The organism is Cupriavidus sp. 01L415 (assembly GCF_056400065.1).
The window spans coordinates 21,480-35,140 of the sequence record NZ_JBFTSP010000002.1 but is presented as its reverse complement, the minus strand read 5'-3'; the positions used below and the strand labels follow the sequence as shown (position 1 = coordinate 35,140).

At 66.1% G+C, this 13,661-nt stretch carries 10 protein-coding genes; all 10 read right to left on the bottom strand.

The window, feature by feature from the left end; genetic code table 11:
* Nucleotides 1-205 precede the first annotated feature (205 nt).
* The 10 genes from carB to AC1DOX_RS05420 all read right to left on the bottom strand — a co-directional run bounded on the left by carB (nucleotide 206) and on the right by AC1DOX_RS05420 (nucleotide 13,556).
* Nucleotides 206-3,454: a carbamoyl-phosphate synthase large subunit gene (gene carB, locus AC1DOX_RS05465; RefSeq protein ID WP_441620984.1), complete on the bottom strand. Its 3,249-nt coding sequence runs from the start codon at nucleotides 3,452-3,454 to the stop codon at nucleotides 206-208.
* Between the two features lie 72 nt (nucleotides 3,455-3,526).
* Nucleotides 3,527-4,201, bottom strand: a complete 675-nt coding sequence (leuE, locus tag AC1DOX_RS05460; RefSeq protein WP_441620982.1) for a leucine efflux protein LeuE — start codon at nucleotides 4,199-4,201, stop codon at nucleotides 3,527-3,529.
* Between the two features lie 36 nt (nucleotides 4,202-4,237).
* Entirely contained in the window at nucleotides 4,238-5,374 is a 1,137-nt protein-coding gene (carA, locus tag AC1DOX_RS05455) for a glutamine-hydrolyzing carbamoyl-phosphate synthase small subunit (protein ID WP_092134367.1), read from the bottom strand.
* A 279-nt stretch (nucleotides 5,375-5,653) separates the two neighbouring features.
* Nucleotides 5,654-6,067, bottom strand: a complete 414-nt coding sequence (locus AC1DOX_RS05450; RefSeq protein WP_441620979.1) for a RidA family protein — start codon at nucleotides 6,065-6,067, stop codon at nucleotides 5,654-5,656.
* A 68-nt stretch (nucleotides 6,068-6,135) separates the two neighbouring features.
* A complete protein-coding gene (locus tag AC1DOX_RS05445) occupies nucleotides 6,136-6,561 on the bottom strand; it encodes an acyl-CoA thioesterase (RefSeq protein ID WP_441620977.1) in 426 nt (141 codons plus the stop codon).
* Complete coding sequence (locus AC1DOX_RS05440) at nucleotides 6,558-8,258, bottom strand: AMP-binding protein (RefSeq protein ID WP_441620975.1); 1,701 nt, start codon at nucleotides 8,256-8,258, stop codon at nucleotides 6,558-6,560. The genes AC1DOX_RS05445 and AC1DOX_RS05440 overlap by 4 nt, the downstream gene beginning before the upstream one ends.
* 34 nt (nucleotides 8,259-8,292) lie before the next feature.
* On the bottom strand, nucleotides 8,293-9,465 hold the full coding sequence (locus AC1DOX_RS05435; RefSeq protein ID WP_441620973.1) for an acyl-CoA dehydrogenase family protein: 1,173 nt from the start codon (nucleotides 9,463-9,465) through the stop codon (nucleotides 8,293-8,295).
* A 10-nt stretch (nucleotides 9,466-9,475) separates the two neighbouring features.
* Nucleotides 9,476-10,327, bottom strand: coding sequence for an enoyl-CoA hydratase family protein (locus AC1DOX_RS05430; protein WP_441620971.1), 852 nt, complete (start codon nucleotides 10,325-10,327; stop codon nucleotides 9,476-9,478).
* A 56-nt stretch (nucleotides 10,328-10,383) separates the two neighbouring features.
* The gene (locus AC1DOX_RS05425; RefSeq protein ID WP_441620969.1) at nucleotides 10,384-11,178 is read right to left on the bottom strand and encodes an SDR family NAD(P)-dependent oxidoreductase; all 795 of its coding nucleotides are present in this window, start codon (nucleotides 11,176-11,178) and stop codon (nucleotides 10,384-10,386) included.
* A gap of 2 nt (nucleotides 11,179-11,180) precedes the next feature.
* Nucleotides 11,181-13,556, bottom strand: a complete 2,376-nt coding sequence (locus tag AC1DOX_RS05420) for a bifunctional salicylyl-CoA 5-hydroxylase/oxidoreductase (RefSeq protein ID WP_441620967.1) — start codon at nucleotides 13,554-13,556, stop codon at nucleotides 11,181-11,183.
* Nucleotides 13,557-13,661 lie beyond the last annotated feature (105 nt).

The following is a 13,661-nucleotide window of genomic DNA, read 5'->3' as shown; positions in this document are numbered from 1 at the left end:
GCCGCAGCGGAGCTGGAGCCATGTCCCGGCAATGTTGCCGGAAGCACTTCCGCTCAACCGCGGCTTTCGGATATGACCGGACGGCGCAATGACCGTTCGATCGACGAATTCGACGTAGTGTAGGCGAAGAAGCCCGCCGGCATCAACCCGGCGGGCCTCACGAGGGACGTGTGCGCCCCTCGCGGCGCAGCATTTTCAGACGCTGTCAGGCCAGTTGCTTATGCAGGCTCTGCAGGTCATAGACTTCCAGGCTTTGCATGTGCTTCAGGCCCTCCACCGCGGCACGGGCGCCGGCGATGGTGGTGTAGTACGGCACCCGGGCGGCCAGGGCCGCGATCCGGATCGACCGCGAATCGGCAATCGCCGTGCGGGTCTCGTCCACGGTCGTAAACACCAGCGCCAGTTCACCGTTCTTGATCATGTCCACGATGTGCGGACGGCCGTCCTTGACCTTGTTGACGACCCGGACAGGGATGCCGGCGGCCTCGATGGCCGACGCCGTGCCGCGCGTGGCGACGATCGGGTAGCCCAGGTCATGCAGCATGCGGGCCACGCCAACGGCGCGCGGCTTGTCGCTGTCCTTGACGGTAATCAGCACGGTGCCCTTCTCCGGCAGGCGCGATCCCGCAGCCAGCTGGCTCTTGAACAGTGCCTCGCCGAACACCTTGCCCACGCCCATCACTTCACCAGTGGAGCGCATTTCAGGTCCGAGGACCGGATCCACGCCGGGGAACTTGTTGAACGGGAACACGGCTTCCTTGACGCTGAAGTACGGCGGCACGACTTCTTCGCCGATGCCCTGCGAATCCAGCGACTGGCCGGCCATGCAGCGCGCGGCGATCTTGGCCAGCGACAGGCCCGTGGCCTTCGACACGTACGGCACGGTCCGCGACGCACGCGGGTTCACTTCCAGCACGTAGACGACGTCTTCGCCGTTGGTCTGCTGGATGGCGAACTGTACGTTCATCAGGCCCACCACGTTCAGCGCCTTGGCCATCGCGGCGGTCTGGCGCCGCAGTTCGTCCACGGTGGCCTGGGCCAGCGAGTACGGCGGGAGCGAGCAGGCGGAATCGCCCGAATGCACGCCAGCCTGCTCGATATGCTCCATCACGCCGCCGATGAACACGCGCTGGCCGTCGCACAGGGCGTCCACGTCGCACTCGATGGCGTCGTTCAGGAAGCGGTCCAGCAGCACCGGGGAGTCGTTCGACACCTTCACGGCCTCGCGCATGTAGCGCTCGAGGTCGCGCGGCTCGTGCACGATTTCCATCGCGCGGCCACCCAGCACGTACGACGGGCGCACCACCAGCGGGTAGCCGATTTCCTCGGCCAGCCGCAGCGCTTCGTCCTCGGCACGCGCGGTGCGGTTGGGCGGCTGGCGCAGGCCCAGCTCCTGCAGCAGCTTCTGGAAGCGCTCGCGGTCTTCCGCGGCGTCGATCATGTCCGGGCTGGTGCCGATGATCGGCACGCCGTTGGCTTCCAGGTCCAGCGCCAGCTTCAGCGGGGTCTGGCCACCGTATTGCACGATCACGCCAACCGGCTTTTCCTTGTCGACGATTTCCAGCACGTCTTCCAGCGTCAGCGGCTCGAAGTACAGGCGGTCCGAGGTGTCATAGTCGGTCGACACGGTTTCCGGGTTGCAGTTGACCATGATGGTCTCGTACCCGTCTTCGCGCAGCGCCAGCGCGGCGTGCACGCAGCAGTAGTCGAACTCGATGCCCTGGCCGATCCGGTTCGGGCCGCCGCCCAGCACCATGATCTTCTTGTTGGTCGTGGGCTCCGCCTCGCACTCGCCATGTTCGGCTTCATACGTGCCGTACATGTAGGCGGTGTTGGTCGCGAACTCGGCCGCGCAGGTGTCCACGCGCTTGTAGACCGGGCGCACGTTCTGGGCCACGCGCGCCTCGCGCACGGCCTTCGCATCGGTCTTCATCAACCGGGCCAGGCGGCGGTCGGAGAAGCCCTTCTGCTTGAGCAGGCGCAACTCGGCCGACGACAGGCTGGCCAGCGTGCGGTTACGCACCAGGCCTTCGGTCTTGACGATGTCCTCGATCTGGGCCAGGAACCACGGATCGATATCGGTTTCGGCATGCACTTCTTCCAGCGACATGCCCAGGCGGAAGGCGTCGCCCACGTACCAGATACGGTCCGGGCCGGCTTCGCCGATTTCCTCGATCACCTCGTCGCGGTCGGAGGACTTCTCGTCCAGGCCATCCACGCCGACTTCCAGGCCACGCAGGGCCTTCTGGAACGATTCCTGGAAGGTCCGGCCCATGGCCATCACTTCGCCCACGGACTTCATCTGCGTGGTCAGGTGGCTGTCGGCCTGCGGGAATTTCTCGAAGGCGAAGCGCGGCACCTTGGTGACCACGTAGTCGATCGACGGCTCGAACGACGCCGGGGTCTGGCCGCCGGTGATCTCGTTCTTGAGCTCGTCCAGCGTGTAGCCCACGGCCAGCTTGGCCGCGACCTTGGCGATCGGGAAGCCGGTGGCCTTCGAGGCCAGCGCCGAAGACCGCGACACGCGCGGGTTCATTTCGATCACGATCATCCGGCCATCTTGCGGATTGATCGAGAACTGCACGTTCGAGCCGCCGGTGTCCACGCCGATCTCGCGCAGCACGGCCAGCGAGGCGTTACGCAGGATCTGGTATTCCTTGTCGGTCAGCGTCTGGGCCGGGGCCACGGTGATCGAGTCACCGGTGTGGATGCCCATCGGGTCCAGGTTTTCGATCGAGCAGATGATGATGCAGTTGTCCGCCTTGTCGCGGACCACTTCCATCTCGTATTCCTTCCAGCCGAGCAGCGACTCTTCGATCAGCAGCTCGCGCGTGGGCGACAGGTCCAGGCCGCGCTTGCAGATCTCTTCGAACTCTTCGCGGTTGTAGGCAATGCCGCCGCCGGAGCCGCCCAGCGTGAACGACGGGCGGATCACGATCGGGTAGCCGGTGGTGCCGGTGTCCTGGGCGATGCGCGATTGCACCGCCACGGCTTCATCCATCGAGTGGGCAATGCCGGACTTGGCCGAACCGAGACCGATCTTGGTCATCGCGTCCTTGAACTTCTGGCGGTCTTCGGCCTTGTCGATCGCTTCCGGCGACGCGCCGATCAGCTCCACCTTGTACTTGTCCAGCACGCCGTGGCGATGCAGGTCCAGCGCGCAGTTCAGCGCGGTCTGGCCACCCATAGTCGGCAGGATCGCGTCCGGGCGCTCCTTCGCGATGATGCGCTCGACCACTTCCCAGGTGATGGGCTCGATGTAGGTCACGTCGGCCGTGTTCGGGTCCGTCATGATGGTCGCCGGGTTCGAGTTGACCAGGATGACCTTGTAACCCTCTTCGCGCAGGGCCTTGCAGGCCTGGGCGCCGGAGTAGTCGAATTCGCACGCCTGGCCGATGATGATGGGGCCCGCGCCGATGATCAGGATGCTTTTAATGTCTGTGCGTTTTGGCATTGCACGCTCTCTTTGGTGGCCGGCTCGCGAAGGTGTCGCGGGCCGCGCCGGATATCAGGATTTCGCCGCGCGTCAGTTCAGCGTGGCCGTGGCCAGCTTCGCACCGAAGCCGATGAACATGGCCCCCACGCCGCTCGCCATGCCAGCCGACAGGCGGCGGCGCCGGCGGAATGCCTCGGCCAGCCGGGCGCCCACGAAAATGATCGTGGTCAGGTAGGCAAAGCTGCAGATCTGGCAGACGATGCCCAGCGCGACGAAGGACAAGGCCGGGTAGCCGAACTGCGGGTCCACGAACTGGATGAAGAACGAGATGAAAAACAGGATCGCCTTGGGGTTCAGCAGGCTGATGACGAGCGCCTTGCGGAACGGATTCGCCGCGCGGTCCATCGGCGCGGCCTCCGTGGCCGGCGCATTTTCCCCGCGCGCGGCCCAGCTGCGCAGCGCACCGCGCAGCATCTGGAAGCCGATCCAGCCCAGGTACGCCGCACCGATGTACTTCACGACGTAGAACAGCGCCGGGCTGGCCTTGAGCAGCGACGCCACGCCCGCGGCCGACAGCACCATCAGGATGGCATCGCCTAGGAACACGCCGCACGCGCCCTTGTAGCCGGCGCGCACACCGCGCTGGGCGGCCACCGACAACACATACATCGAGTTCGGCCCCGGCAGCAGCACGATGAAGATCGTGCCAAGCGCAAAGGTCCAGAAATCGGTGATGCCCAGGCTGGCATGCATGAAGGCGTTCATGGGGATTCCCTGCTCTCTCGTTGTTCAGGCCGCGGCTTACTGCCTGGCGTCCTTCATCAGCTTGATGAAGCGGTCGAACAGGTACGCCAGATCGTGCGGGCCGGGCGACGCTTCCGGGTGACCCTGGAAGCAGAACGCCGGCTTGTCGGTCAGCGCAAAACCCTGCAGCGAACCGTCGAACAGCGACGTGTGCGTGATGCGGACGTTGGACGGAAGCGTGTCGGCGTCCACGGCAAATCCGTGGTTCTGCGACGTGATCACCACGCGGCCATCGTCCATGTCCTTGACCGGATGGTTGGCGCCGTGGTGGCCGAACTTCATCTTGAGCGTCTTGGCGCCGACCGCCAGGCCCATGATCTGGTGGCCCAGGCAGATGCCGAACGTCGGAATGCCGCGCGCGATGAACTCGCGCGTGGCGGCGATCGCGTAGTCGCAGGGCTCGGGGTCGCCGGGGCCGTTCGACAGGAAGATGCCGTCCGGGTTGAGCGCGAAGGCGTCCGCGGCGCTGGCCTGGGCCGGCAGCACGGTGACCTTGCAGCCGCGCTCGGCCAGCATGCGCAGGATGTTGAACTTGACGCCGTAGTCATAGGCCACCACGTGGAACTGCGGCTTGTCCTGCGTGGCGTAGCCCTGACCGAGCTTCCATTCGGACTGCGTCCACTCGTACGGTTCCTTGACCGATACGACCTTGGCCAGGTCCATGCCGGCCAGGCCGGGGAACGAGCGGGCCAGGTCGATGGCCTTCTGGACGTTGTCCTCGCCAGCCAGGATGCAGCCGTTCTGAGCACCCTTTTCGCGGAGGATACGGGTCAGCTTGCGGGTATCGATGCCGGCGATCGCGACGACCTTTTCCTGCTTCAGGTAGTGCGCGAGCGTATGTTCCTTGCGGAAACTGGAGGCCAAAAGCGGCAGATCCTTGATGATCAGGCCGGCGGCATGGACTTTCGTGGCTTCGACATCCTCAGTATTGACGCCAACATTGCCGATATGCGGATACGTCAGCGTGACGATCTGCCGCGAATAGCTCGGGTCGGTGAGGATTTCCTGGTAACCGGTGATGGCGGTGTTGAACACCACTTCGCCGATGGTATGGCCGGAAGCGCCGATGGAATAGCCACGAAAGACCGTGCCGTCTGCAAGCGCGAGAATGGCGGACGGAAAAGACGGTAACACGGGTAGGCTCCTGCTGGACTCACCCCGTGACCGACCTGCTCAACGCCTCGTGCCCCGTGGGCGGATCCCTTGGCCATGCGGATGGCGGGACCGGCCGATCGCGGCTTTTGCATCACATTTTGCAGTGCACAAAGACTCGCGCGAATGGGGGCGGCGGAAGGTGGAATACGGTAGGCGCTAGGGTGAAGGGTTCTGAAAGCGAAACTTTCGAATTATATCCCGTGGCGCCCATTTTCTCAAGTTTTCAAGGACTTGCGACAGCAAGTCCCGAGCCTTCGGTCATGCAACCGGCGTCACAACCGCCGTGACCTCGATTTCCACCTTGGCGCGCGGCTCGACCAGATCCGCCACCTCGACGGCGGTCATCGCCGGAAAGTGACGGCCGATGATGTCGCGATAGTGCTGGCCGATGGCCTTGTAGGCACCCACGTACTCGACCTTGTCCTTCACATACCAGGTCATGCGCGTGATGTGCTCCGGGCGCGCCCCGCCCGCTTCCAGCACGGCGACGATATTGCGCAGCGCCTGGGCCACCTGCAAGGCGAAATCGTCGGTCTCGAATTCGCACTGGCCATTCCAGCCGATCTGGCCACCCACGAAAATCAGGCGGCTGCCCACCTGCATTTCGGTCAGGATGCCGTTGGCGTAGCCCCGGGGCGGTGCCCAGTCGGGCGGTTGCAGCGTCTTGAGCATGATGAAGTCCGTGTCTGTGAGAGATTGGGAATATCGGGAATCGGTTGTCTTGTTCTGTATGTGTGCTGTCATGCGGCGGCAGCCACGTAACGCCCCATCGCGGTGCGCACTGCCTCCGGCAGCACTTGCGGCGACATCGTTCGCGTGTCGACGCAGACCAGCCGCTGCGTGACGACCATGCGCGTGTCGTCACCCGGTCCGGCAAAGCGGATATCCACGGCAAAGCTGCTCCGGCCGACATGCGTCACGCGCAACTCGCGCGTCAGCAGATCGCCCAGCCGGCTCGGCGCCACGAAGCGGCACTGCAATTCCGCGGTCGGCACGCCGGCATGGCCCGCCCCATGCATCGCATCAAAGGGCCAGTCCAGCCCGTCCGCAAACCAGTCCTCGATGAAGTCGTTCAGCATCTCGAAGTAGCGCGGATAGAACACGATGCCCGCGGCATCGCAATGCTTGAAGCGGATGCGTACGGTATTGCGAAAGACCTCGCTCACGGCCGCCCCGCACTGCCGCCGGCGCTGCCGTTACCATTGCCATTCGGGGCGATACCCGCGGCGATCTGGCGCAGGCGGAAGCGCTGCAACTTGCCGGTCTCCGTGCGCGGCAGCGCAGCCACGAACTCGATGCGGCGCGGATACTTGTACGGCGCGATCTCCCGCTTCACGTAATCCTGCAGGGCCGCACGCATGGCCTCGCTGGCCTCCACACCGGGCCGCAGCACCACGTAGGCCGTCACCACCTGCCCGCGCTCGGGATCGGGCGCGCCCACCACGCCGCATTCGGCCACCGCCTCGTGCCGCATCAGCGTGCCCTCCACCTCCGGTCCGGCGATGTTGTAGCCCGCCGAGATGATCATGTCGTCCGAGCGCGCCTGATAGAAGTAGTAGCCGTCGGCATCGGCCATGAACGTATCGCCCGGCAGATTCCATCCGTCGCGCACATAGGCCTCCTGCCGGGGATCGTCGAGGTAGCGGCAGCCCGTCGGGCCGCGCACGGCCAGCTTGCCGACCACGCCTGGCGGCACCGGCTGCATGTTCTCGTCGACGATGCGGGCCTCGTAGCCGGGCACCACGCGCCCGACCGCACCGGGCCGCACGTCGGCGCCGGCGCTGGAGACGAAGATGTGCATCATTTCCGTGCCACCGAGGCCGTCAATCATCTCGATGCCGGTCGCCGCCTTCCATGCCTGCCGCGTGGCATCGGGCAATGCTTCGCCGGCCGATACGCTCTTCTTCAGGCTCGACAGGTCAAAGCCATGCGCCAGCGTGGCCATCTGGCGATAGAACGTCGGCGCCGTGAAGACAATGCTGGCGCGATGAACCTGGATCAGCTTCAACAGCGTCTCCGGCGTGAGTTTTTCCGCCAGCGCCGTGCTTGCGCCGATCCGCAGCGGAAAGCACAGCATGCCGCCCAGCCCGAACGTGAACGCCAGCGGCGGCGTGCCGCAGAAGATGTCGTCGGCAGTCGGCTGCAGCACGTGACGCGGAAACAGGTCGCACATCGCCAGCACATCGCGATGGAAATGCATCGTGCCCTTCGGCTGGCCCGTGGTGCCGCTGGTGAAGGCGATCAGGCAGGTGTCGTCGGCGGCGGTGTCGCAGGCCGCGAACGTGTCCGGCTTGCCGGCCATCGCGGCCTCCAGCGCATCGTCGCCGGTGCCGTGGAAGTATCGCGTCGTCGTCAGCGTCGGGCAGTAGTGTTCGCCGTCGGCACGCAGGTTGGCCTCGAGCTCCTCACGCAGCCGCGCATCGCAAAGCGCCGCGGTCACCTGCGCCTTGTCGATGATCTGCTTCAGCTCCTTGGCGCGCAGCAGCGGCATGGTCGGCACGGCGATCAACCCGGCCTTCACGATGGCCAGCCAGCTGGCCGCCATCATCAGGTTGTTTGGCCCGCGCAGCAGCACGCGATTGCCGGGGACCAGCCTCATGTCTTCCACCAGCACATGCGCGATGCGGTTCACCATCGCCGCCAGCCCGGCATATGTCACCGTTTCAATCCTGCCGTCGCGTTCGTGGCGCACCGCCACGCGCGCGCCGTTCCCTGCCGCCACGTGCCGGTCGACCAGTTCCGCTGCGGCGTTAAGGCGCTCGGGATAGCGGGTATCGGCATTGAACTGGAACACGGGCCACGACCGCTGCGGCGGCAGGCGGTCGCGGGCGAAGGTGTCAACGTGGGCAGTGGGGGCGGCCATGCTTGTCTCTCCTGGTTCTCGGCGATTCGTGTCGTTAGCGGGCGTGCGCGGCCAGCGTTTCGCGGGCGATGATCAGCTTCTGCACTTCGGTGGCGCCTTCGTAGATCCGCAGCGAGCGGATCTCGCGATACAGGCTCTCCACGCGCGTGCCGATCCTGACGCCAAGCCCGCCGAACATCTGCACGGCGCGATCGATCACCTGCTGGGCGTTCTCGGTGGCGACCATCTTGGCCATGGCCGCCTCGCGCGTGGTACGGATACCCTGCACATCGCGCAGCCATGCGGCGCGATAGGTCAGCAGCACCGCAGCGTCCACGGCCGTGGCCATGTCGCCGATGGCAGCCTGCGTGAGTTGCAGGTCAGCCAGCACGCCGCCGAACATCGGGCGCGATGTCGCGCGCGCCAGCGCATCGTCCAGCGCGGCGCGCGCAAAGCCGATCGCCGCGGCCGCCACCGACGCGCGGAAGATATCCAGCGTCATCATCGCCACCTTGAAGCCCTGCCCCGCCTCGCCGAGCCGGTTGCCCACCGGCACGCGGCAGTTGTCGAAACGCAGCGTGGCCAGCGGATGTGGCGCGATCACATCGATGCGCTCGGCAATCGTCAGCCCGGGGGTGTCGGCATCGACGACAAACGCGGTGATGCCGCGCGCGCCCGGCGCCTCGCCGGTGCGGGCAAACACGCAGTAGAAGTCGGCAATGCCGCCATTGGAAATCCACGTCTTGGCGCCATCCAGCACGTAGTGGCTGCCGTCGTCCGACAGCCGCGCACTGCACTGCATGGCGGCCACGTCGGAGCCTGCCTCGGGCTCCGACAGCGCAAACGCGGCGATGGCGTCGCCACGGGCCACGCGCGGCAGGTAGCGCTCGCGCACGGCATCGCTGCCGGCCAGCGTGATCGCGCCGGAGCCAAGCCCCTGCATCGCAAAGGCAAAGTCGGCCAGGCCATCGTGGCGCGCCAGCGTCTCGCGGAGCAGGCACAACGCGCGCGAATCGAGCGCAGGCAGCGCCCCGCCAAACGCGGCCGGCACGCAGTAGCGCAGCCAGCCCGCTTGCCCGAGCTGACGGACCAGCCCACGGCAGGCGGCGTCCGCGTCGGCATGATCGACGTGCTGCAGGGATTTTCCGCACCACGCATCCAGCTCGCGCTCCAGCGCGCGATGCGTCTCGTCAAAGAACGGCAGGTCGATGTAGGTCTTGTCGCTCATCGCCGGCTCCTCAGTTGCCTTCGAATATCGGCTTCTGCTTGGCGACGAAGGCATCGTACGCGCGGCGGAAGTCCTTCGTCTGCATGCAGATAGCCTGTGCCTCGGCTTCGGCCTCGATGGCTTCGTCGAGCCCCATATTCCACTCCTGGTGCAGCAGCTTCTTGGTCACGCCATGCGCGAAGGTCGGGCCCGCCGCGATCTGCGCGGCCAGCGCCTGGGCTTCACGCAGCACCGCCTCCGGCGCGTGCAGCGCGTTGAAGAAGCCCCACTGCAATCCCTCTTCGGCGCTCATCGAGCGGCCCGTATAGAGCAACTCGCTCGCCCGCCCCTGCCCAATCACCCGCGGCAGCAACGAGCACGCACCCATGTCCGCGCCGGCCAGGCCCACGCGCACGAACAGGAACGCGGTCTTCGCCTGCGCGGTGCCCAGGCGTAGGTCGGAGGCGAGCGCCATCATCGCGCCCGCGCCGGCGCAGATGCCGTCGATCGCGCTGATCACCGGTTGCGGGCAGGCGCGCATGGCCTTGACCAGATCGCCCGTCATGCGCGTGAAATCCAGCAGTTCCGGCATGGTCATGCGCGTCAGAGGGCCGATGATTTCGTGCACATCGCCGCCCGAGCAAAAGTTGCCGCCCGCGCCGGTGACAACCACGGTCTTGATGTCGGTGGCGTAGCACAGGGCGCGAAACAGGTCGCGCAGCTCGGCGTAGGAATCGAACGTCAGCGGATTCTTGCGCTCGGGGCGATTCAGCGTGATGGTGCCGACCTTGCCGTCACCCGAGACCGACCACAGGAAATGCTTCGGCTGATAGTCGGCAAACGCGCGCTTGTGGTGGCGCATATCCAGTGCGATGTCGCTCATGTCGTCTCTCGTTGTGTCTCGTGGTGTTCGTCGTAACTCGTGAGGGGAAGCGCGGTTCAGCCGGCCATGACTTCGCCGCCCGCAACGGGCACGGCCTGGCCCGTGATGGCCGATGCCGATGGCTGGCACAGCCACGCCACCGCATCCGCCACCTCGTCCGGCTGCACCAGCCGGCGCTGGGGGTTGCGCGCGGCCAGCTCGGCGCGGGCCTGCTCTTCGGTGCGACCGGTCTTGCCGACGATATTGGCCACGGCATCGCGCACGATGTCCGTCTCGGTGTAGCCCGGGCATACCGCGTTGACGGTGATGCCCTTGGACGCCAGCTCCAGCGCCAGCGCGCGCGTGAGGCCGATCACGCCGTGCTTGGCCGCGCAGTACGCGCTGACGTAGCCGTAGCCGATCAGTCCTGCCGTGCTGGCCACGTTCACGATGCGCCCCCACCCTGCCGCCTGCATGCCCGGCAGCGCCGCCTGCATGCAGAGGAAGGTGCCGGTCAGGTTGACGTCGAGCATCCGTTGCCAGAGCGCCAGATCGGTCTTGCCGAACGGCGCGCTGTGCGCCTGCCCCGCGTTGTTGACCAGCAGGGCGATGGTCCCGCGTGCCTCGGCCGCCCGGGCGAACGCGTGGGCCACGCTGGCGGCATCGGTGATGTCCGCACTGACCGCGCCGAGCTGCGCGCCCGCGGTGACGCTGGCGCCAAGCGCGCTCACCGTGGCGTCGAGCGTCTTCGCATCGCGCCCCAGCAGCGTCACGCTGGCGCCGTCGGCCAGCAGCCGGCGCGCAATCGCCGCGCCAATGCCGCGCCCGCCGCCGGTGACCAGCGCGTGCCGGCCTTCGAGTGAATAAGCCATCGTCATTTCCCCGGCGGCTGCGCGAACGCCGCCGCGCGTTCGAGATTGGTTTCCAGTTGGCGCTTGCCGGCTACGTACTGCTTCGGCCAAGTCACGTCACGGAAGCCCAGCCGCGCGGCCTCGTGGAGCGTCCACGCCGGATCGGCCAGGTGCGGGCGGGCAATCGCGCAGAGATCCGCGCGGCCTGCCGCGACGATGCTGTCGACGTGATCGGCCTCGAAGATCGCGCCCACCGCGATCGTCGGAATTCCGGCTTCATTGCGAATGCGGTCCGCGAACGGCGTCTGGTACATCCGGCCGTACACAGGCGCCTGGTCAGGGCTGACCTGGCCGGACGAACAATCGATCATGTCCGCGCCGGCCGCCTTGAAGGCACGCGCGATCTCGACAGCGTCATCGGCGGTGATGCCACCCTCCACCCAATCGTGCGCGGAGATCCGCACCGACATCGGCTTGTCCTGCGGCCAGACCGCACGGACGGCCGCAAAGACTTCCAGCGGATAGCGCAGCCGGTTGGCCAGCGTGCCGCCATAGGTGTCGGTCCGCAGGTTGGTCAGCGGCGAGATAAAGCTCGACAGCAGGTAGCCGTGGGCGCAGTGCAGTTCCAGCCAGTCGAACCCGGCCTCCGCTGCGCGGCGCGCATTGGCGACGAAGTCGTCGCGGACCGTATCCATGTCGGCACGGCTCATTTCTCGTGGCATCTGGGAAATGCCGGGCATATAGGGCAGCGCCGACGCCGCCATCAGCGGCCAGTTGCCCGTCTCCAGCGGGAAATCCATCTTTTCCCAACCCAGTTGCGTTGAGCCCTTGCGGCCGGCATGGCCCAGTTGCATGGCGATCTTCGCGTCGCTGTTGGCATGCACGAAGTCGACGATGCGCTTCCACGCGTCGCGCTGGGTGTCGTTCCACAAGCCCGGGCAGGCCGGCGTGATGCGCGCGTCCGGAGACACGCAGGTCATCTCCGCCACGACCATGCCGGCGCCGCCAAGCGCGCGGGCACCGAGGTGAACCAGATGAAAATCGCCCGGCACGCCGTCGACGGACGAGTACATTGCCATCGGGCTGACCACAACACGGTTCTTCAGCGTGAGCCCACGGACGCGGTACGGCGTGAACATCGGCGGCAGGCTCTCGTGGCCCGCATCGGCGCGCAGCCGCAGCGTCTCGGCCGGCACACCCGCCTGCGCGGCCAGCCATTGCTCGAAGTCATCCACGTACTTCGCGTCGCGCACGCGCAGGTTTTCATGCGAGATCCGCTGCGAACGGGTCAGCAGCGAATAGGCGAACTGCTCCGGCGCCATGCTTGCGTAGCGATCCACGTTCTCGAACCATTCCGTGGAATTGCGCGCCGCGTTCTGGATCTTGAGAACTTCCACGCTGCGCGTCGCCTCGTAGCGCGACAACGCCTGCGGCAGTCCATCCACGCCCACGGCACGCGTCTTGCCGATCTCCTCGGCCAGGTCGATCGCATCTTCCAGCGCCAGCTTGGTGCCGGAGCCAATCGAGAAGTGCGCGGTGTGGGCCGCATCGCCCATCAGCACCACGGGCACGCGGCGGCCGTCGTCCAGCGTGTTCCAGTGCACCCAGTGGTGGCAGATCACACGCGGGAAGCGGATCCAGTTCGCCGAGCCGCGCAGGTGCGTGGCGTTGCTGATCAGCTTGTTGCCATCCAGATAGCGCGCGAAGAGCCGCTCGCAGAACGCCACGCCCTCTTCCTGGCTCATCTGTTCGATGCCGGCGGCGCGCCAGACAGGCTCCGGAGCCTCGACAATGAACGTCGACGTGGTGTCGTCAAACCGATAGGCATGGGCCTGGAACCAGCCGTGCTCGGTTTTCTCGAACGCAAACGTGAAGGCGTCGAACAGCTTGTGCGTGCCGAGCCAGACAAAGCGGCACTGCCGCGTGTCGATATCGGGTGCGAAGCTCTCGGCGTAGCGCGTGCGGATGCGGCTGTTGATGCCATCGGAAGCGATCACCAGGTCGGCGTTGTACTGACGCGCCAGCGCCTGGTCGTCGCTGACGTCGGTCTCAAACACGAGCCGCACACCGAGCGCTTCGCAACGCGCCTGCAGGATATTCAGCAACCGCTTGCGGCCGATGCCGATAAAGCCGTGGCCGCCCGAGCGGATCGTCCGCCCGCCGATGTGGATGTCGATGTCGTCCCAGTGGTTGAAGGCCTCGTTGATCTCCTGTGCGCTGACCGGGTCGGCCTGCTTCAGGTTTTCCAGCGTGGCGTCGGAAAACACCACGCCCCAGCCGAAGGTGTCGTACGCCCGGTTGCGTTCCACCACCACGACATCGTTTGACGGGTCCTGCAGCTTCATCAGCAACCCGAAGTACAGGCCCGACGGACCGCCACCAATACACAGCACGCGCATTTGCTTGCCTCCTGCCGGCCGCCGGCGGTACGCCATCCGGCCATCTAGATCAGGGTTAAATATTTTATGCTTAAAATATTAGGTCGCATGAGAACGACTGGCAAG

Coding starts and splice junctions, on each gene's coding strand:
- carB (WP_441620984.1), bottom strand. CDS start 3,454: ATGCCAAAACGCACAGACATTAAAAGCATCCTGATCATCGGCGCGGGC.
- leuE (WP_441620982.1), bottom strand. CDS start 4,201: ATGAACGCCTTCATGCATGCCAGCCTGGGCATCACCGATTTCTGGACC.
- AC1DOX_RS05450 (WP_441620979.1), bottom strand. CDS start 6,067: ATGCTCAAGACGCTGCAACCGCCCGACTGGGCACCGCCCCGGGGCTAC.
- AC1DOX_RS05440 (WP_441620975.1), bottom strand. CDS start 8,258: ATGGCCGCCCCCACTGCCCACGTTGACACCTTCGCCCGCGACCGCCTG.
- AC1DOX_RS05435 (WP_441620973.1), bottom strand. CDS start 9,465: ATGAGCGACAAGACCTACATCGACCTGCCGTTCTTTGACGAGACGCAT.
- AC1DOX_RS05430 (WP_441620971.1), bottom strand. CDS start 10,327: ATGAGCGACATCGCACTGGATATGCGCCACCACAAGCGCGCGTTTGCC.
- AC1DOX_RS05425 (WP_441620969.1), bottom strand. CDS start 11,178: ATGGCTTATTCACTCGAAGGCCGGCACGCGCTGGTCACCGGCGGCGGG.
- AC1DOX_RS05420 (WP_441620967.1), bottom strand. CDS start 13,556: ATGCGCGTGCTGTGTATTGGTGGCGGTCCGTCGGGCCTGTACTTCGGG.